At 62.6% G+C, this 19,122-nt stretch carries 17 protein-coding genes and 8 pseudogenes; 16 read left to right on the top strand and 9 right to left on the bottom strand.

Annotated features, from left to right (window positions below; genetic code table 11):
• Nucleotides 1-333: 333 nt before the first annotated feature.
• Complete coding sequence (locus HEP69_RS17210; protein WP_290559755.1) at nucleotides 334-747, bottom strand: Rrf2 family transcriptional regulator; 414 nt, start codon at nucleotides 745-747, stop codon at nucleotides 334-336.
• A 118-nt stretch (nucleotides 748-865) separates the two neighbouring features.
• On the opposite strand from HEP69_RS17210, the gene HEP69_RS17215 reads away from it, so the two are divergent.
• From HEP69_RS17215 to HEP69_RS17255, 9 genes and pseudogenes are all read left to right on the top strand, one after another.
• A complete protein-coding gene (locus HEP69_RS17215; RefSeq protein ID WP_290559756.1) occupies nucleotides 866-1,363 on the top strand; it encodes a hemerythrin domain-containing protein in 498 nt (165 codons plus the stop codon).
• A 258-nt stretch (nucleotides 1,364-1,621) separates the two neighbouring features.
• Nucleotides 1,622-2,830, top strand: coding sequence for an NnrS family protein (locus HEP69_RS17220; RefSeq protein WP_290559757.1), 1,209 nt, complete (start codon nucleotides 1,622-1,624; stop codon nucleotides 2,828-2,830).
• A 5-nt stretch (nucleotides 2,831-2,835) separates the two neighbouring features.
• Complete coding sequence (locus HEP69_RS17225) at nucleotides 2,836-3,504, top strand: NnrU family protein (RefSeq protein ID WP_290559758.1); 669 nt, start codon at nucleotides 2,836-2,838, stop codon at nucleotides 3,502-3,504.
• 486 nt (nucleotides 3,505-3,990) lie between these two features.
• Nucleotides 3,991-4,392: a hypothetical protein gene (locus tag HEP69_RS17230; RefSeq protein ID WP_290559759.1), complete on the top strand. Its 402-nt coding sequence runs from the start codon at nucleotides 3,991-3,993 to the stop codon at nucleotides 4,390-4,392.
• 11 nt (nucleotides 4,393-4,403) lie between these two features.
• Entirely contained in the window at nucleotides 4,404-5,510 is a 1,107-nt protein-coding gene (locus HEP69_RS17235; protein WP_290559760.1) for an FMN-binding protein, read from the top strand.
• 411 nt (nucleotides 5,511-5,921) lie between these two features.
• Nucleotides 5,922-6,008, top strand: a pseudogene (locus HEP69_RS17240) (hypothetical protein); the annotation flags it as partial.
• Between the two features lie 256 nt (nucleotides 6,009-6,264).
• On the top strand, nucleotides 6,265-7,215 hold the full coding sequence (locus tag HEP69_RS17245) for a hypothetical protein (protein WP_290559761.1): 951 nt from the start codon (nucleotides 6,265-6,267) through the stop codon (nucleotides 7,213-7,215).
• Nucleotides 7,216-7,223: 8 nt separating this feature from the next.
• Nucleotides 7,224-8,348, top strand: a pseudogene (nosD, locus tag HEP69_RS17250) (nitrous oxide reductase family maturation protein NosD); the annotation flags it as partial.
• Between the two features lie 171 nt (nucleotides 8,349-8,519).
• A pseudogene (locus HEP69_RS17255) lies at nucleotides 8,520-9,233 on the top strand (ABC transporter ATP-binding protein); the annotation flags it as partial.
• Between the two features lie 59 nt (nucleotides 9,234-9,292).
• Here the strand turns inward: HEP69_RS17255 and HEP69_RS23775 are convergent.
• Nucleotides 9,293-10,282 (bottom strand): annotated as a pseudogene (locus HEP69_RS23775) (efflux RND transporter periplasmic adaptor subunit); the annotation flags it as partial.
• A gap of 19 nt (nucleotides 10,283-10,301) precedes the next feature.
• The gene (locus tag HEP69_RS17265; RefSeq protein WP_290559763.1) at nucleotides 10,302-10,583 is read right to left on the bottom strand and encodes a hypothetical protein; all 282 of its coding nucleotides are present in this window, start codon (nucleotides 10,581-10,583) and stop codon (nucleotides 10,302-10,304) included.
• A 102-nt stretch (nucleotides 10,584-10,685) separates the two neighbouring features.
• On the opposite strand from HEP69_RS17265, the gene HEP69_RS17270 reads away from it, so the two are divergent.
• The 4 genes from HEP69_RS17270 to HEP69_RS17285 all read left to right on the top strand — a co-directional run bounded on the left by HEP69_RS17270 (nucleotide 10,686) and on the right by HEP69_RS17285 (nucleotide 14,364).
• Entirely contained in the window at nucleotides 10,686-11,582 is an 897-nt protein-coding gene (locus HEP69_RS17270; RefSeq protein ID WP_290559764.1) for a LysR family transcriptional regulator, read from the top strand.
• Nucleotides 11,583-11,666: 84 nt separating this feature from the next.
• A complete protein-coding gene (locus tag HEP69_RS17275) occupies nucleotides 11,667-12,233 on the top strand; it encodes a nuclear transport factor 2 family protein (RefSeq protein ID WP_290559765.1) in 567 nt (188 codons plus the stop codon).
• A gap of 47 nt (nucleotides 12,234-12,280) precedes the next feature.
• Nucleotides 12,281-13,414, top strand: a complete 1,134-nt coding sequence (locus HEP69_RS17280) for an aldo/keto reductase (RefSeq protein WP_290559766.1) — start codon at nucleotides 12,281-12,283, stop codon at nucleotides 13,412-13,414.
• A gap of 68 nt (nucleotides 13,415-13,482) precedes the next feature.
• Nucleotides 13,483-14,364 carry an alpha/beta hydrolase gene (locus tag HEP69_RS17285; protein WP_290559767.1) on the top strand — a complete coding sequence of 294 codons (882 nt, stop codon included), beginning with the start codon at nucleotides 13,483-13,485 and terminating at the stop codon, nucleotides 14,362-14,364.
• A 77-nt stretch (nucleotides 14,365-14,441) separates the two neighbouring features.
• Here HEP69_RS17285 and HEP69_RS17290 read toward each other — a convergent pair whose 3' ends face one another.
• The 3 genes and pseudogenes from HEP69_RS17290 to HEP69_RS23780 form a co-directional block, all read right to left on the bottom strand.
• Nucleotides 14,442-14,750 (bottom strand): plasmid pRiA4b ORF-3 family protein, encoded by a 309-nt coding sequence (locus HEP69_RS17290; RefSeq protein ID WP_290559768.1) that lies wholly within the window; start codon nucleotides 14,748-14,750, stop codon nucleotides 14,442-14,444.
• A pseudogene (locus HEP69_RS17295) lies at nucleotides 14,719-14,961 on the bottom strand (transposase domain-containing protein); the annotation flags it as partial. The pseudogene HEP69_RS17295 and the gene HEP69_RS17290, both read right to left, overlap by 32 nt.
• A gap of 40 nt (nucleotides 14,962-15,001) precedes the next feature.
• Nucleotides 15,002-15,115, bottom strand: a pseudogene (locus tag HEP69_RS23780) (transposase); the annotation flags it as partial.
• Nucleotides 15,116-15,243: 128 nt separating this feature from the next.
• Between HEP69_RS23780 and HEP69_RS17300 the strand changes: the two are divergent.
• Nucleotides 15,244-15,387: pseudogene (locus HEP69_RS17300) on the top strand (helix-turn-helix domain-containing protein); the annotation flags it as partial.
• A gap of 4 nt (nucleotides 15,388-15,391) precedes the next feature.
• On the opposite strand, the pseudogene HEP69_RS17305 reads toward HEP69_RS17300, so the two are convergent.
• A pseudogene (locus HEP69_RS17305) lies at nucleotides 15,392-15,589 on the bottom strand (hypothetical protein); the annotation flags it as partial.
• A gap of 170 nt (nucleotides 15,590-15,759) precedes the next feature.
• Between HEP69_RS17305 and HEP69_RS17310 the strand changes: the two are divergent.
• Complete coding sequence (locus HEP69_RS17310; protein WP_290559769.1) at nucleotides 15,760-16,149, top strand: antitoxin Xre-like helix-turn-helix domain-containing protein; 390 nt, start codon at nucleotides 15,760-15,762, stop codon at nucleotides 16,147-16,149.
• Nucleotides 16,146-16,835 (top strand): RES family NAD+ phosphorylase, encoded by a 690-nt coding sequence (locus HEP69_RS17315; protein ID WP_290559770.1) that lies wholly within the window; start codon nucleotides 16,146-16,148, stop codon nucleotides 16,833-16,835. The genes HEP69_RS17310 and HEP69_RS17315 overlap by 4 nt, the downstream gene beginning before the upstream one ends.
• A 74-nt stretch (nucleotides 16,836-16,909) precedes the next feature.
• On the opposite strand, the gene HEP69_RS17320 is transcribed toward HEP69_RS17315, so the two are convergent.
• Nucleotides 16,910-18,100: a DUF932 domain-containing protein gene (locus HEP69_RS17320; protein WP_290559771.1), complete on the bottom strand. Its 1,191-nt coding sequence runs from the start codon at nucleotides 18,098-18,100 to the stop codon at nucleotides 16,910-16,912.
• An 89-nt stretch (nucleotides 18,101-18,189) separates the two neighbouring features.
• Nucleotides 18,190-18,915 carry a site-specific integrase gene (locus HEP69_RS17325; protein ID WP_290559772.1) on the bottom strand — a complete coding sequence of 242 codons (726 nt, stop codon included), beginning with the start codon at nucleotides 18,913-18,915 and terminating at the stop codon, nucleotides 18,190-18,192.
• Nucleotides 18,916-19,122: the final 207 nt, after the last annotated feature.

The raw sequence follows: 19,122 nt of genomic DNA on the forward strand, positions 1-19,122 counted from the left end.
CCCCAACCCCCCTAAATTGCATTTCCAAAGTCCAAGGCCCCCCCCGGGCGGATCGGTGGGGGGCCTTCACCCGAAATGTTCGGCGCAATCGCACAGGTCGGGCGTTCTTACTCGCCACAGGAGTGCTGGAATTACTGCAGGGCTGCCGGGTATGTCTCAAGTTAATGGCGGGAGACTTTAGCAAGGCGACGCTAGGGATCATGGGTCACCCGGTTGTATGTTCATGATGCTGAATAGAGCGTCCCCAACGCCAACTTCTTCGTCCTGATCAAACCACTCAGATATTTACCCTACAGGTTCTCGGGCCTTTGACGGCCCAACCAGGAGCGGTGGTCAGACCTCCACCGGCCGATAGATGCAATCGGCGAGCGTGCTGCGGTTGAGATCGGCGATAAACGCCGCTTCGGCATGGGCGAGCCGGGCCTTGAGACGGCACTGCGGCGTCAGGGTGCACGCGTTGCCGTCGGCGGCGAAGCATTCCACCAGCGCCTGATCGGCTTCGAGCGTCGCCACCACATCGCCCAGCCGGATCGTCTCGGCCGGTTGAGCGAGCATCGCGCCGCCGCCGCCGCCGCGGCGGGTTTCCAGATATCCCGCGGCCGCCAGCGCCGAGATCACCTTGGCCAGGTGGTTGCGCGAGACGCGGAATTCGTCGGCGAGGTCCGCTGTCGTGAAGGGGTGCTCCGGGGCGCCCGCCATGCGCATCAGTACGCGAAGGCCATAGTCGGTGAAGGACGTGAGGCGCAAGGTCGCGCTCCTTATTCGGTACTTGAGATGCGTATTCGTTCGATGGTATGCGTATCTGAAATACCAATTCGCTGCGCTCCGGGCAAGCCCGTGTGGCACGGCCAGGAAAGGTCCCGCGATGAAAGACCTCACTCAAGCCTCCGAAGACACCGATGTCTCGCAGGAAACCGGCGCTCTGATCGACCATATCTTGAAGCGGTATCACGAGATGCACCGCGACGACCTTGCCTCGCCTATGGCCCTGGCCGACCGGGTGGAGCGGGTCCATGCCGACGATCCGGACGCGCCGAGCGGGCTGGCCTGCGCCGTACGCGCGCTCGCGCAGCAGATGGAGGATCACATGACGAAGGAAGAGACGATCCTGTTTCCCGCCATGCGCGCGGGCGGCGGACCTGGCATCGCGCACCCCATCGCGGTGATGCGTGCCGATCTCGACGACCACGCCGAGAACATCGCGCTGATCCTGCCGATGACCTCCGACCTGACGCCGCCCGACCATGCCTGCGGCTCCTGGCGGTCGCTCTATGGCGGGTTGGGGGCGCGGTTCGAGGATCTCGCCGCGCATATCGCGCAGGAGAACGATGTGCTCTTTCCCCGCTTCGGACAGCCCGCGTGAGGCGGCCATGCGACCGGCGGGTGTGACGGCGCAGGGGCGCTGGGCGACGGGCAGTTTTCCGGCCAGGATCGCAGAGCGGCCCGCACAGGGCGGCATATGCCTGGTCGGTGCCTTGCGCCCCGTCGCGGCGACGCTATGGCCACAGCTTGCTACGGCACCGCGTAGGGTCTGCCCGACGGCGCCCGCAGGGCCGCGCGAGGCTGTCCCTGACATCATCTTGACCGAACCCCGATCTGTCTTGTCGCGAAAGGCACCCGCATGACCACAACGACCGCGAAACTGATGCGCGACTGGCAAGGCCCGGCGATCCTGACCTACGGGTTCCGGCCGTTTTTCTTCGGCGCTTCGGTGTTTGCCGCGTTGGCCATGGCCCTATGGATCGCCATGCTGACGGGCCATGTCACCCTGCCGACGGCGTTCTGCGCGGTCTGCTGGCACGCGCATGAGTTCCTTTTCGGTTATCTCGGCGCCGTGATCGCGGGCTTTGTGTTGACCGCGGTGCCGAACTGGACGGGCCGACTGCCGATCGTGGGCTGGCGGCTGGGCGGGCTGGCGGCGCTCTGGCTTCTCGGACGGATTGCGGTCGCCGTCTCTACCGGACTGCCGCCCGGCCTCGTGGCGGCGGTCGACCTTGCCTTCCCCTTGATCCTCGGCCTCGCCATCACGCGCGAGATCGTGGCGGGCCGGAACTGGCGCAACCTGATCGTGCTGGGGATGCTGGCGGTCTTCGCACTCGGCAATGCGATGTTCCACTATGAGGCCGCGACAGGCGGTTTCCCGGCACAGGGCTACGGGCTGCGCCTTGGGCTTGGTGCGGGGATCATGATGATCGCGGTCATCGGCGGGCGCATCGTGCCCTCCTTCACACGGAACTGGCTGGTGAAGCGGGGCGCGGTGCGGCTTCCGACGCCGCCGATGCAGCGCCTCGACAAGCTGTCGCTTCTGGTCCTGCTGACCGCGCTCCTGCTTTGGGTCGCACTGCCGTTCCATGCGGTGACGGGATTTGTCCTTCTGGCCGCCGGGCTGCTGCATCTGGTGCGCCTTGCGCGCTGGCAGGGGCATCGGACTCTGGCCGAGCCGCTGGTGACGGTGCTGCATGTCGCATACCTGTTCCTGCCGCTGGGCGCACTCGCTCTGGCGGCCGAGATCCTGACCGGCGGTCTGGCCGGGCTCGGGGCGGCACAGCATCTGTGGATGGGCGGTGCGCTGGGGCTGATGACGCTGGGGGTGATGACCCGCGCAACGCTGGGGCACACCGGGCAGGCGCTTCATGCAGGTGAAGGGACTTTCGCCATCTACGCCCTGATTGTGCTTAGCGTGCTTCTTCGCGTCGCCGCCGGTGTCTGGCCAGGTGTGGCCGGGTTCCTCTATGCCGCATCCGGTTTGGCCTGGATCGCGGCCTTCGGCGGGTTCGCCATGATCTACGGGCGGCTCTTGGTGCGTCTGTCGGCCGCCAAGACGGCCTGATACGCATGGCCTGGGCCGAGTTCGCACTTGCCTTCACCGTTTTCTTCGCGAGCCATGCATTGCCGGTGCGCCCGCCGCTGCGTCCGTGGCTGGAGGCGCGGTTGGGCCAGCGCGGTTTTACCTTTGCCTATTCGGCGCTGTCCCTGGCCGTTCTGGCCTGGGTGATCGGAGCGGCGGCGCGGGCACCGCTCAAGCCGCTCTGGGGATGGGCGCCCTGGCACGCGCATGTCGTGCTGGCCGTGATGCTGGCGGTTTGCCTGATCCTGGCGCTGGCCATCGCGCGGCCCAACCCGTTGTCGTTCGGTGGGGCGCGGAACGACCGGTTCGACCCGGCCCGCGCCGGGATCGTGCGCCTGACGCGCCACCCGCTGCTGACCGCACTCGCGCTTTGGGCCGGGGTGCATGTCCTGCCGAATGGCGACCTCGCGCATGTGATCCTGTTCGGCACCTTCGCCGGCTTCGCGCTTATCGGCAGGCGGATGGTCGACCGGCGCAAGCGGCGTACGATGGGGGAGGGGGCCTGGCACGATCTGCGCCAACGCCTGCGCGCGCGCCCCTTGATCGGGACTTTTGCGGTCGTCGATACCGGGCTGCGGCTGATCCTGGGTGTGGGCCTGTACGGAGCCCTGATCTGGTTTCACCCGATCGTTTTCGGCGTCAGCCCCTTGCCCTGACATCCGCCTGCCGACGAACCGTCCGGCAGTGCGAAGGCGCATCGCTCCGCGGGGTCGGTCGCCAAGGCACGCAAGACCCTGTGCCGAGGTTTCCCTGCGTCGGAACAAATCGCCTCCTGACGGAAAGAATATAAGAGAATCATAGTCTTGAACGCGACAGGGCATTTGCATTTTTGGGATGAGACGATTGACAATTGTCAAATCACCACTCCAGAAGGAGGAGGTCTACCCCCCAAACAAGTGGGCCTTTCATTTGTTTCGGTCGCCACCAACCGCCGGATTGATTCAGGTCAAGACGGTGGCCCTGACCGCGTGATTCATCCTTTCCGAGGGCCGGGTTTTCCCGGTCGCGGCAAGGAGAATGATGTGATGCGGCACCACCGGATCGAGACACAAGACAGCGGTTCGCCCCGGTTCCCCCGGTTGGCCGTCGTCGCGAGGCTCGCACGGTGTTGTCTGTCCAGCCGCACGTCGCCTGGGCGCCCCGTGCGACCGGCCCGTTGTCCGCGTTTTCTCACGGCGCTGATCACGCCGGTGATGGTCGTCGCCCTGAGCCAGGGCGCGGTGGCCCATGGCTACGCGCAGGTGCGTCCGGGCCCGGCACCGAGCGGTCTGACATCGGTCGTCATCTGCGGCGGCGGCGAAATGCAGACGATCCTGCTCGATGGAACCGGCACGCCGATTGCCCCCGAGCATTGCCTGCGCGAGTTGTGCGCGGCCTGCCTGACGACCGTGACCCATGCGGCGGTCGACCCGTCCGGGGGCGTTGCCGTGCCCCTCGACACCAGCTGCCTCGCCTCCTGCGCCATCGCCTTCGACACGCCGATCCCGTGCCCCGCCGTTGCCCCGCGCCCACGCGGCCCTCCCGTTTCGTCAGATCTTACCTAGAAGCGACCGCAATGCCCCTCATCGCGCGCCCTTTACCGTTCCGATCCCTCACGGTCCTGCGTCTGGTCTTGATCCCACTTGCCGTGGTGACGCTCGTGCTGTTCGCGCGCGGCGTCGAAGCGCAGACCCCGCACCTGACCCGTTACATGGCCGAGTTTCCCGCCGCCGAATTGGTCGAGGGTGCGACCGACTATGGCGAAGTGCACAGCGACCTCCCCGTCGCCCCCGTGTTGCGCGACGGTATGCGGATTGGTTGGGCGTTTATCACGTCCGATTTCGTGGGCACGACCGGGTATTCCGGCAAGCCGATCCACACCATGGTCGCGGTCGATGACAACGCGCGCATCATTGGCCTGTCGCTGGTCGAACATTCCGAACCCATCGCCCTGATCGGTATCCCCGAACGCCGCATCACCGAGTTGATGGTGCAGCGCATCGGCTTCAATCTGGCCGAAGTTGGCGCGGAGGGTGGCACGGTCGATGATCTGAACATCATCTCGGGTGCCACCGTCACCATCATGGTGATCGACGACTCGATCATCCGCTCCGGCATCCGCGTTGCGCGCAGTCTGGGTCTTGAAGGGCTGGCGCTGGCCGAAGATACCGGCCCGCGGTTCGAGTTGAACCTTGAGGCCGACGCGGCGGACGACTGGTTTACCCAGGTGGGCGACGGCACCGTGCGGCGCATGACGCTGGACGTGGGGCAGCTCAACGAGGCCTTCGCGGCGATGGAAGACGAACGCACCGCGCGCCGGGCCCTGACCGAACCGCCCGAAGAGACCTTCATCGATCTTTACGCCTCCCTGGTCAGCCATCCGTCGATTGGCCGCATGCTTCTGGGGGACGCCGAACACGCGAACCTGGAGGCCTGGCTGAAGGAGGGCGAGCAGGCGATCCTCGTGATGGGGCGCTGCATGTATTCCTTCAAGGGCTCGGGCTATGTGCGCGGCGGGCTGTTTGACCGGATCGCGCTGATCCAGGGGGATCTGTCTACGCGCTTTCGCGACCGCGATCACCACCGGATCGGAGACGTGCTGGCCGACGGCGCGCCCGATCTCGAGGAAATCGGCGTTTTCCGCTTCGCCGCCGATATCGGCTTCGATCCGACGGAGCCATGACGCGTGCAACGCGATGTCGCCGTGTTGGAGCGGGTCTTCACCACGTTCGATCTGGGCTACCGGCTTCTGCGCGACTATCTGACGGCGCGGGCGGCTCCGGCCTCGCTCACGATGGATGATGCCGCGGATGCCGGGGCGGAACGGGCCGCGCAGATGGCGCTGATCGAGCGGATCTGGTGGGAGAAGCGCTTTGAGATCGCTGGCCTCCTGGCGATGCTGCTCGTGCTGAGCGGCGCGTTCTTCTTCCAGGGCTTCCTGACACGCTCGGAGCGCGTGACCTACTGGTTCCGCATGGGGTTCCTGACCCTGACGCTGGTCTTTCTAGGCTGGTATGCAAGTGCGCAACTGTCGGTCGTGAACCTGATGGCACTGGCCAATGCGCTTATGGTCGGATTCAGTTGGCAGGCTTTCATGCTGGACCCGCTGACTTTCATCCTGTGGTGGTCGGTGGCCGCTGCGCTGATCTTCTGGGGCAGGGGGGCCTATTGTGGCTGGTTGTGCCCGTTCGGCGCCTTGCAGGAACTGACCAACCAGATCGCGCGCAAGCTGCGCGTGCCGCAGATCACACTGCCATCGGGCCTGCATGAGCGGCTCTGGGCGCTGAAATACGTGGTCTTTCTGGGGCTTTTCGCCGCCGCGCTGTCCTCGCTCGACATGGGCGAACGTCTGGCCGAGGTGAAGCCGTTCAAGACGGCCATCGTTCTGCGGTTCGCGCGCGACTGGGGCTTCGTCCTCTCCGCGTTGGCGATCCTGTTTGCCGGGCTCTTCCTCGAGCGGTTCCATTGTCGCTACATGTGCCCGCTGGGCGCCGCGCTCGCCATTCCCGCGCGCATGCGGATGTTCGACTGGCTGCGGCCGTTACAAGGAGTGCGGCGATCCCCGGTCGGTCGTGGTGGCCGAGCCGGAACTGGGCCTCGGGCCGCTTCACACCTGTTTCGATGGGCAAGGCAATGCGTTCACCACGCTGTTCCTCGACAGCCAGGTTGTAAAGTGGAACCTCGCGCGGGCGGTCGAGCTGTATAATGGCGCCGACGTGGATCCGATCATCTCCAAGAACGATGTCCACTATCAGCCGGGCCACAACTCGACCTGTATGGGCGAGACGCTGGATGCCGAAGCCAAGTACTACCTGACGATGAACAAGTTCTCCAAGGACCGGTTCCTGAACACTGGCCCGCTGAAGCCGGAGAACGAGCAGCTCTTCGTGCTGGATGGGGACGATATGGAACTGGTCCATGACGGCCCGACCTTTGCGGAACCGCACGACTCGATCCTTGTGCATCGTTCGATTGTGAACCCGGCCAGCATCTGGAACCGTGACGAGCCGATGTGGGCCGAGACCCGACGCCAGGCTGAAGCCGACGGCATCGATATCGACAACTGGATGGACACGATCATGCGCGACGGCAACCGGGTGCGGGTCTACATGTCCTCCCAGGCACTGACCTTCTCGCTGGAAAGCTTCACCGTCAACCAGGGCGACGAGGTCACGGTGATCGTCACCAACCTCGATGACATCGACGATCTGACGCATGGCTTCTGTATGGGCGATCACGGTGTGGCGATGGAGGTTGGGCCGATGGCGACATCCTCTGTGACTTTCGTTGCGGCGAAGCCCGGGGTCTGCTGGTACTATTGCCAGTGGTTCTGCCACGCGCTCCACATGGAGATGCGTGGCCGGATGTTCGTGAACCCGGTCGCCTGAGCGCCATGATGAAACGCTTGCGCCCCCTTCTGCTGGCCGCTGTTCTGGCCGTCCTCGACCTTCCGGCCCGGGCGGAGAGGGCGCCCGTGCCCGCAGAGCCGGGGGCGCTGGCGGCGGCCATTGCCGGGGCCGATCCCGGCGATACCCTTATCCTTGCACCGCGCCGTCACGATGGCCCGGTGATCCTCGACCGCCCTCTCACGCTGGAGGGGGAGGGGGCGGCCATCCTCGATGGTGGCGGCGCGGGCAGTGTCATCACCGTCATGGCCGATGATGTCACGATCCGTGGGCTTGAAATCGTCGGATCCGGCGACAGTCACCCGGACATCGACAGCGGCATCAAGATCCGCCGCAACGTGCTGCGCACACTGGTCGAAGACAACCGGCTGATCGGCAATCATGTCGGCATCCACCTGTTCGGATCGCGCGACAGCATGGTTCGTGGCAACACCGTCATCGGGCGGGAATTGCACCGCATGAACGACCGCGGCAACGGCATCTATGTCTGGAACGCCCCGGGCGCCGTGATCGAGGGCCACGATATCCGCTTCGGGCGCGACGGCGTTTTCGTGAACACCTCGCGTCAGAACGTGTTTCGCGACAATCTGATGCGCGACCTGCGTTTCGCGGTGCATTTCATGTATTCGCCCGACAGCGAGATCATCGGCAACATCTCGGTCGGCAACACGATGGGCTTTGCCATCATGTTCTCGGACCGGGTCCGGGTGATCGACTACCTGTCGCTGGTCGACCGCACCCATGGCGTGATGATGAACTTCGCCAATTCCGGCGAGGTGCGCGGCAACTACGTGCGCGGCGGCACCCACGAGAAATGCACCTTCATCTATAATTCGCACCGCAATATCGTGCATGGAAATCGCTTCGAGGGCTGCGAGATCGGCATCCACTTCACCGCCGGGTCCGAGCGCAATGCGATCTTCGACAACGCCTTTGTCGGGAACCAGACGCAGGTGAAATACGTGGGCTCTACCGATGTGGAATGGAGCCATGAGGGGCGCGGCAGTTTCTGGTCGGACCATGTGGCCTTTGACCTCAATGGTGACGGCGTCGCCGACAGCCGCTTCCGCCCTAATGGCCTGATGGATCATATCCTGTGGTCGCAACCCTCCGCGCGGCTCCTGATCGGGTCGCCCGCCGTGCAACTGATCCGCCATGCCCAGCCGATTTCCCCGCAACCCTGCCGGGCGGCGTTCTGGACAGCGCGCCGCGCATGCGCGGCATTGAGATCACCATCCCGCCCGAGATCCTCGCCTATGAGGCCCGGGCTCTTGACCGACTACAGAATGGACCGAGTGTTGACGAAGAATTTGATCCTCTCGAACGTCACTAAGACGTTCGGCCCGATGACGGCGCTCGACGCGGTCGGCCTTGCGGTCGGTCCCGGCGAACGCGTGGCCCTGATCGGCCATAACGGAGCCGGGAAATCGACGCTGATGAAGATTATCCTTGGCCTCATCCCTAGGGATGCGGGCGAGGTCACGGTCTGCGGCGCGGCCCCCGGATCGGGCGTGGCGCGGCAGCACGTGGCCTATCTGCCGGAGAACGTGGCGTTCCATCCCGCGCTGACCGGGCTGGAGACGGTCCGCACTTACATGCGCCTCAAGGGCGAAGATCCGCCTGGCGTCATGGCGCTGCTGGAGCGGGTCGATCTGGGGGCGGCGGCAAAACGGCGGATCGGCACCTATTCCAAGGGGATGCGCCAGCGCATAGGCTTGGCGCAGGCGCCGATCGGGCGTCCGCGCCTGCTCGTGTTGGATGAGCCGACCTCCGGCCTTGATCCGGTGTCGCGGCGGGAATTCTACAACATGCTCGACGTGCTGGCCGCCGAGGGCGCGTCGATCCTTCTGTCGAGCCACGCCCTGACCGAGGTGGAGGCGCGCACGGACCGCATCGCGATCCTGTCGCGCGGCAGGCTGGTGGCCGACGACACGCTGTCGGGCCTGCGCCGCCGCGCCAACCTGCCCACGCATCTGCATGTGCGCGCGCGCCCCGGATCCGGGTATAGAAATGGCACCCCGGCTGTCACGACACGGTCACCGGGCTTCAAACCGCCGCTCACAATCATATTGGTGCCGTCAATACCCGCGATCGTCACGTCACGCTTTGCAAGAACGCCTTCCTGCACGACGAAAATCTGCCCGCTCCGCTTCTCTCCGTTTGCCCCGACGCGTTTGAGGTCTAACATGAAGTGCGTGGCAAGGGCGCTTACGGGCAGCAGGATGCCTTCATTGTTTTGCTCAACCGGCAGTTCGATGACCGTCTCGACCGCCATTCCGGAGCGCAGGTCTTCGGGTCTTTCCTCAAGTTTGACGACAACCGGAAACGCGGAAACGGCTGGTGCGCGCCGTGCAATCTCCGAAATCCGGGCAGGAAGGGACACATCGGGCTGGTCCGCGGGACGGATCATGACGGCATCGCCCAGGGAAAGTTGGGAAACGACGTGATAACTGACGAGGATGCGGGCCTGAAGCCCGTTGTCTTGATAGAGTGTGACAACGGGCTGGCCGGACTGGACCGCGCCGAAATTCTGAACTTCGATGCTGTTAACGATCGCATCGAAAGGGGCCAAAAGCTGCGTGTCGGCATTGCTGCCGCGCACGAGATCGAGGTTTCTGCGAAGCTGTTCAACGCGGGCCAGGGCCTGGTCGCGGGCCGTAACGGCGCGATCCCGCGCCACGCGGGATGCCACGTTTCTTTCAAACAGCTGAATTTGACGCGCGGCCTCATCCCGCGCGTTCTGCAATCCGCTTTCCGCTTCGGCCAATGCGGCCTCGGCCTGTTGTTTCTGCAAACCGAAGTCTTCGGGGTTGATCGTCAACAGAACGTCGCCCTTGGCAACCGTCTGACCAATTTGCAGATCGACAGCTCCCAGGCGCCCGCCGACCTCGAACGCCAGTTGTGTAATCTGCGGAGGCTCCAGTACGGCGGGAAGCCACTTGTCGTGCGTGCCAAAAACACGCGGAGCGGAAATGCGCTCCTTCAAAAGAACCGCTCCGAAAACTGTTCCAGACACAAAAAAAGGCGACCGGCGCGAAGGGCAAACCATAAGAAAGTGGCACAAACCGCTAGCCTGCAACAGCAATGAGACCAAACAGAGGGCCTTTCAGCACAGCGAGCATGCAAAGCTTGTAAGCGGGCAGGCCGTCCTTCCTTGTCCGGTGTCGCACCAAGATCAGAACTGGAATGGCGACCAACCCAGGGATCATGTACCACAAAAAGCTCAAAGCAGAAGGCGACATGCCAGAATCTATCCCGGCCTTGGCCGCCACATTGAAGCCAGCCCAGCAAAGAACGGTAATCGCACCAAGGGCCGCGCCCTTGAGTGGTGTATCGAACGGCTTTGGCATCGTGGTTGCTCCAAATCCTGTTTCGTTGACACCAAAGATCAGCTATTGGCTGCATACTCTCGAATGCTAATATAACATCCAAACTATGCCTTGGAGGTATACATGGAGCTTCGTCATCTGCGCTATTTTGTGGCCGTCGCTGAGCATGGGGGGATCAGTCATGCTGCCGAGCGCCTCAACATCGCACAGCCTGCCGTTTCACGTCAGATTAGAGATTTGGAGATGGAACTCGGTTTTGATCTGCTGCTGCGCGAAGGGCGCCGTGTTGTTTTGACTGACGCGGGACGTTCCTTTGCCGATCGGGCCCGCGCCATCCTCAAGGACACAGAGGATGCGGCGGAAACTGCTCGACGCATCTCCAAAGGGGAAGCGGGGTCGTTGAAGATCGGCTTGCTCGAAGCCGCGTCATGGGCGGGGCACCTGCCACTGACCCTAAACCGCTTCAAGCGCAAACATGACGGCATACGGCTGGACATCCGCCCGATGAGTTCGGTGGCCCAGATTGACGCCCTTCTCTCAGGCGAGATCGATGCAGCATTTGTCTATCGCCAAGACAACATCTCGAACGAAGCCCTAGCGGTCCACCCCCTCCGTACGGATAACGTCGTTCTGGCGGCGTCAACTGATCTGGTGTTCGACAGCGATGGGACACTGGCTTTCGAGGATATTGATGGCTTGCCTATCGTCGCGTTTCCGAGGTCTGTCGCACCAGCTTATCATGATCAGCTCTTCGGCGCATTGAAGGGTATCGGGTTTGAGGCGCAGATCGTGCAAGAGGCCATGGACGAGACAACAATGCTCAGCCTTGTGTCTGCTGGCGTAGGATGCGCGTTCGTGAACTCGACCAATATGCAGCGCCCGCCACGCCGCGTCCAGTTCCGCAAAGTCGAGGGGCTGTCTGTTCCAATCGAATTTCTGTTTGTAACACCAAAATCACCTGGCAGCCTGACCCAATTGCTGACTGATACGGTTCTGGAGATAGATACCCAGAAGGCATGATATAGATACTAAATATGACTTTCTAATTATTCAAAAGGGCTGCCATGTTGAACCCATCGATACAGACACCGATGGAGAAACATCATGACACGCACTTTCAAGATCGCTCTTGCAAGCACTGCCATTGCTCTTGCGACAAGCCTGCCACTTGCGGCTGAAACAACAGCCGGTACACCGATTACAGTCGAAACCCTCGTCGATCATGCTGAGATGATCCGCGTTGCCGATACCATCGATGCGGCAGTGGATGCGAAAGACTGGGCGCTTGCCCGCAGCCTTTTTACTGACGAAATCCGTGTCGATTTCACCTCTTTGATTGGGGGTGAGCCCGCCACGATCCCCGCCGATGGACTCATCGCCGGATGGTCGGCCAACCTCACCGAGGAAAAGGCGTCTTTCCATCTGCGTGGCAATCACCGGATCACGTTTGAAGCTGACGGTTCGGCGACCATGGTCAGCCATGGCTACGCATGGAACCAGATGGAACGCGGTGCCTTGCCCGAGAATGGCGGCAACGCGCTCTGGGAAGTCTGGGGCACCTACGAACACAGCTTTACTCAAACCCAAGACGGCTGGCGCGTGGATGGCATGAGTTTCTTTGCCACCGCCGAGCGCGGCAACGACTTTGTCCGCAACACGCCCGGAAGCTGAGTTTTCACCAATCACCACGCAAAACAGATAATTCAAGGAGCTTTCCCATGACGAACACAAACGAAGCAATCAATCCCAACCGCCGTGCGTTTCTTGCCGGTATCCCCGCCGCTGCCGCAACCGTTGCGTTGGGCGCAACTCAAGCCACCGCCCAGACAACGCCGCGCGTTGCGACCGGGCGCAGACTGCTGGGGAGCCTGGACGTGTCCGAGCTTGGTCTGGGCGTTCAGAACATGCACCGAACCTTCCACACGATTGTGCCAGACCGGGACGAGATGATCGGCTTGATCCGGTCGGCTTATGAGCAGGGGGTGACATTTTTTGATTGCGCCGAAGTCTATGGCCCTTTCGAATGCGAACGTATCCTGGGCGAGGCCATGGCGCCGTTCCGCGATGATGTTCAAGTGGCAACCAAGTTCGGCTTTGGCGTCGACCCCGAGACGGGGGAGTGGGACTTTACCGTAACAAGCCAGCCAGACCGTATTCGGCGCGCTGTCGAAGGGTCGCTCAGACGTCTTGGAACCGATCGCATTGACCTGCTGTACCAGCACCGCGTTGATCCGAGTGTGCCGATTGAAGACGTTGCGGGTGTGGTCAAAGACCTGATGGATGAGGGCAAAGTGCTGCATTGGGGCTTGTCGGAAATGGGTCCCAACACGCTGCGCCGTGCGCATGAGGTTTTACCCGTCAGTGCGGTACAAAGCGAATACTCAATGTTGTGGCGTGGCCGCGAGGCCGACATTCTGCCGCTATGCGCAGAACTCGGTATTGGCTTTGTGCCCTTTGCCCCGCTGGGATACGGGTTCCTGACCGGTGCCATCGACATGGAAACGAGTTTCGCACCCGGCGATTTCCGTTCGATGACCACGCGCATGGACCCTGAGAATCGCGCGTCGAACATGGCATTGGTGGAGCTGGCCCGTGACTGGGCCGCACAAAAAGGGGTGAAGCCCGGCCAGGTCGCGCTTGCCTGGTTGATGGCGCAGGGCGACACCATCGTTCCGATCCCCGGGACGACGCAGATGCCCCATCTGCGCGACAACATCGCCGCTGCGAAGATCAGTTTTACCGATAGCGAGTTGACCGAAATCAGAACCGCATTGGAAGGCATTCAAGTGCTCGGCGGTCGTGCCCCCCAGCTTGTTGCCGACTGGTCGGACGTTGAAGCGCCCGACGCCTGACGCGATCCTGCATGGCACTGCAAGGTGCCGTGCCATTCCGAACACGCAGAAATAGAAGGAAACCAAACATGGAGAAGGTAACTTTCAAGAGTGAAGGCATCGACCTCGTCGGCGATGTCTACACATCAGGCGCAGGTGCCACCAAACGCCCGGCGGTCGCGATCATTGGTCCGATGACCTACCAGAAGGAACAAGCACCAACACAGTATGCAAAACGCTTGGGTGAACAGGGTTTCGTCGCACTGGCGTACGATAGCCGTTATCGCGGCGAGAGCGGGGGCGCGCCACGCGCTTGGGAAAACCCTGCGCACAAGGTCGATGACCTGAAGGCCGCTGTCGCCTATCTCAAATCACGCGAGGACGTAGAGGCGAACCGGGTATTTGTACTTGCCATTTGTCAGGGCAGTTCCGAAGCCTTTCGTGCTGCCGCAGAGCTTGGCGACGACGTGTGCGGCCTTGCAACGATTGCAGGGCACTACCGTGATGCAGAAGGTGATATAGAATGGTTGACGCAAGCCGGCCGTGCCGAACGGAAAGCCCAAGGCGAGGCAGCAAAGGCACGCTACGAAACTGAAGGCCAGGTGGACTATGTCAAAGCGGTCGACCAGACGGACAGGAACGTCGGAATGCCGGGTGGCTTTGTGTGGGAATGGTATCAGCCGTGGGCCGACCGGGCCCAATGGGACAACAGATATGCGGTGATGAGCGATGCTGATTTGCTGGACTACGACTCCATCAACGCGGCGAACCAGCTTACCGCGCCATGGCTGATGATCCACGGGGATAATTGCTTTCTTCCGTCAGCGGCCCGTCGTCACCTGAAAGCCGTGCCGGACACAACCAAAACCAAAGTGATCTGGGACGACACGCCCCATCTTGCCTATTACGATCAGCCTGAGGCCATCGACCGGGCGACACAAGAGATCGTCTCGTGGTTCAAGGCGGCTTGAACGGTCCAGAATAGGGAAAACAGGTTGCGCTGGGGCAATCGATTTGTTCCGGCGCAACCTTGTTGGCATGCCTTATCTCACAAGGGAAAGGCCTGAAAGGTAAAAAGCGATGGAAGACAGCTTGGAGAGGGAATCCGCTGCACGTTTGACGCAGGCCGAACAAACCGGTCTCCGCCTGGCGTTGGTCTGTCGCTCCGCCGCGACGGGGGCAGCCCCCATGTCGCGCCGCCCGCTTCGAACATGTAGAGGTGCGCGTTGGTCCAGCCCATTGCAGCCTGGATGGTCAGGTGGAGGCGATCAAGGCGGATATTGGCTTGCACCTGTAGGGTGCGCGTGACGGCGGGCTCGATGTATTCAAGCGTGATCTTCAATTCGATGATGCTCATGGCCCGGTCCCCCTGTCAGGCCTTTGTAATTCCACGGCAGGAGGGCGTCGATATCGGATTGTTTATGGCCTTGTGCGATGGCGCTGAGTGTCGTGGATAACCAGGCATGGGGATCGACGGCGTTCAGTTTGCAGGTCTCGATCAGCGACGCGATCATCGCCCAGTTCTGCGCCCCGGCATCGTGACCGGCGAAGAGTGCGTTCTTGCGGTTGGAACATCACGTGCCGTAGGGCACGGCGACCGCCGGCGATGGCTCGTTTCCCGCGAAGTGTTCCGCTGTCATGCGCGACCGGGGCCAATCCGGTGAGTGCGGCAGCTTCTTCACCGGTGATGGTGCCGATCTCAGGCATTTCGGCGATCAGCATTGTGCTGGCGACCGGTGTTGAATGTCACTGAGAACTGACCCGGTATGCCCATAAATTGTCACTGAGAATTGACCCATGTGAACACATTGCCCCGACGGTTTTGGTTGGGGAGATTTGGAGTGATCGACATGGGATTTTTGAGTGTCATTCGACGCTGGGCATTGCGTGATAAAATGCCAATTCGAGAGATTGCCCGTCGGACGGGATTGTCTCGCAATACGATCAAGAAGTCCCTGCGCGAAGGCGCGGTAGAACCGAAGTTCAAGACGCCTACATGCCGGTCTCGGCGCCGCTGTCGTCCAGCACGGGCCGCACGGTGATGGAGCTGAGCAGCGTCCGCCGCGCGATGTCCTCCGCCAGTTCCTCGATCGACACGCCCGCCTTGACGAGGCGCACGTTCGACTGGCTGAGCATCAGCTTGTTGAAGGGGATGTCGCGCGAGGCGCTGAGGGTGATCTTCTGTTGCTTGGTCATCGGGATATCTCCGCGACAGGCCAGCCGGGAGCCTCTCTCCCGACCTCCAAGCCCGTCACGGAAAACCTGGCACCCCTCTTACTCTGGGGGCACCGACGAGGCCATATGGACTTGCAATGCAATCCATATGGCCTTATATCATCAGTCAACCTATTAAGGAGCGCCAACACATGGAAAACCTTGTTCTGGAACGTCCGGCGCCGGATCGGCAGGGTGTCGCTCTCAAGGCCTTCGCGCGGATCGCGGAGGCCTGGTCGCTCACCCTGCGTGAAGCGGCGACGCTGGCGGACATGTCTGAGTCGACCTGGAAGCGAGCGAAGAAGCCCGATTTTGCGGGGGATTTGACACGGGACCAAATGCTGCGCCTGAGCGCGCTGATCGGCCTCTACAAGTCGCTCGAGCTCTACTTCAACGCGCCGACCTCGCACGAGTGGGTGAAGCTGTCCAACCGGGGTCCGGAATTCGATGGCGCACGGCCCGTGGACGCGATGATCGAAGGGGGATTGCCCAAGATCCTGCGCGTGCGCAGCTATGTCGATGCGCTTAGGGGCGGGGTTTGAGGATCACCTCTGTCAATGATCGCGCCCTTGTCCGGCTGATTTCCGAGACCCATCACAAGCCCCCGGTGCTGCGAGGGCTGGTCGACAGCGACGAGGAGGCCGCGATTCTCGCCGAGATCGAGGGCGAGACCAGTGCCCGCCTGATCGCCGAGGCGCAGGGCAGCCCCGCGCTCGACCGCCGCGAACTGGCCTTCGCGCGGCGGTCTCATGACCTGACCCTCTACGGGCACAGCCATATCAACGCGGCCTTCACGTACACGAGACCCTCGGGCAACCGGTTCAACACCGGCGACCGCGGCGCGTGGTACTGCGCCTGGGACATGCTGACGAGCGCGCAGGAGGTCGGGTTTCACTGGACCCGCGAACTGGGTTTCATCGGCCGCTACGAGGACGAGGCCCGTTACGTGGAACTTCTGGCGGATTTCATCGGGGATTTCCCGGATCTGCACAGGGAGGAGCATCCAGCGCTCGATCCGGTCCCCGAGCAGGGCTACGCGGCCGGGCAGCGCCTTGCCGTGGATCTGAGGGCAGAGGGGCATCGCGGGCTGATCTACCCCTCCGTCCGGCATTCGGGCGGGCGGTGCTTCGTCGCCTTCGATCCCGGGATCATCCAGAATGTCCGCCCGGGCGCGAGCTGGAAACTGGTTTGGCAAGGTGCGCCCGAGTTCATGATCGAGGGGCTATAGCGCCCCTCGAAATCTTCATTCAGTGCGTGAGCTTATCTCTGCAGAGCATTGAATATATGTTATATTAAGCGCGATCATAATTTCTCCAGCAACGCCTTAGCCTTCCCCTCCATCACCAACCGCGCATCCTGCTGCGGCTTCGACCGGGCAACCGCCGTGATCCCTTGCACAAAGTCGAACACGCTCTCGGGCGGGCGGCCTTTTTCGGCCAGCATCGTCTCGACGATCCGCACTGTCTCCGCCTTCGAGAACCCGCGCTTGCGGAGGAAGTCCTGACGGTCCTCGTCCGACCGCGCGACGATCTTCTCGCGCGCCGCGCGGATTCCGTCGATGAACGGCGCGGGCGAGGACTCGGCGAAGCGGCTCAGCGCAGGCGCGGCCTCGTGCGCGAAACGCGAGGCGGCGTATTTCGAGTGCCGGATCGTGATCTCCTGGAAGTCCTCGACACCCCAGAGGTTGCGGTTCTGGCAGACCGCGCGCAGGTAGAAGCTGGCGATGCCGAGCGTCTTGGCACCCACCTCGGAATTCCAGCAATAAAATCCCCGGAAATAGAGGTCGGGCGAGCCGTCGGGCAGCAGTCCGGCCTCGATCGGGTTGAGGTCGTCGACGAGGAACAGGAACACGTCGCGGTCGGAGGCGTAGAGCGTCGTCGTCTCCTTCGTGACGTCCACGCGCGGGTTGTAAATACCGGTCGACCAGTCGAGCACGCCCGGGACCTTCCAGCGGGTGTCGCCGGTGCAGTTGCCCGCGATGCGCTGCACGGCGGAGACCAGTTCATGGTCGTAGATGCGCCCGTAGTCGGGGCCTGTGACAGCGCGCAATTCCGTGCGACCATTAGCGACCTCCATTGTCTTGATTTGCTCGGCCCGGTGGTTGGTCAGCCCGTATTGCAGGTTGATGCCCGCCAGCGGCGCGGGAAGTTGCCGAAGATAGGCCGCGGGCGCGCCGACGAGGCTGGAGAGCTGACCGAAGGACCAATGCGTCGGCGCGATCGGCTCATCCGCCCCCGACAGGACCAGCCCCAGCTCCTCCGGGTTGTCGCGATGCGCTTCGACCCGGATCGCCGCGCTCTCCACCGTGCGCGTCCGGCTGCGCTCCGCCCGGCCCTTGACCGAGGCGAACAGATCGTCGAGCGACAGATACCGCTCGTCATCCGGCCGCGAGAACCACTCGGACGACACCCGGTCGACATTCGTGCCGCGCGACACATCCACCTTGTAACCGCCGCTCATGTCACGCCCGGCATCGATGATTTCGGTATTCATGGGTTTTCTCCCGCGACGGGCGGCCGAAAGCCTCTCTCTCGACCTCCAAACCCGTCACGGGCTGGGACGGCACCCCTCTGACTCTCCGATCACTCGGCTGCACGGGTCTCGAGTGGGGAAGAGGCGCGCGACGCGGCGAGCCGGTGCAGCGTTTCCGGGCGGATATGCGTGTACCGGCGCAGCATTTTCCAATCCTTGTGGCCGGTGACCAGCGAGACCTGTTCGATCGCGAATCCGGCCTCGAACAGGCGGCTTGTGCCCTCATGGCGTAGATCGTGGAAATGCAGGTCCTTCACGCTGACCTCGACGCAGGCGCGCCGGAAGGCTGTACCGACCGATTTCGAGTTATAGGGAAAGATCCGTCCGTTGGTTTGACCCAGATGCTTGGCCTGTTCAGTGACCAGCGCCCAGGCATCGAAGCCGGTGGCCGCGAAAAGGGGGATCCGCTGGTCGTTGCCGGTCTTGTTGCGTGGATCTTTTCGGTCGCGGATCATGAGCATTCGGCGGTCGACGTCGAGATCGGTCCATTCGACGCGGCAGATCTCGTCGAGCCGCATGGCTGTGGCCACCGCGAACTTCACGATCCGTGTCATCGGCAGGGTCAGGCGATCGTTGTCATCGAAGCAGCGAAAGAGGCGGTTCAACTCGTCCGTGGTGGGCCGACGATCCCGCTCCGTGCCCTTGCCGATCAGGCCGAGACGCTTGAGCGCGACGCGCGCCAGATCGACGGGTTCCGGAGAGATGTCGAGGCCGTGCACAGCCGCCGCATGGGTGATGATCATCTTGATCACGCCGATGTCGATCCCGAGCGTCACCGGGCCCGCACTTTGCTCCGCACGCATCTTGCGTATGTTCTTTTCAGCTTAATTCTTTGCAACAGTTGAGCTGCCGGGCCAACCGCTCGGCGCATGATCTGGATGCACAACATCTTTGGCCATTATGGGTCCAATCCCAACCGGGACGGGGCCATGCCCGGGTTAATAAGTGTCACTTACAAACTACATAGCCCCCCGAAAAAAAAA

The organism is Aestuariivita sp., assembly GCF_021404545.1.
In the GTDB taxonomy this organism is placed as follows: domain Bacteria; phylum Pseudomonadota; class Alphaproteobacteria; order Rhodobacterales; family Rhodobacteraceae; genus Aestuariivita.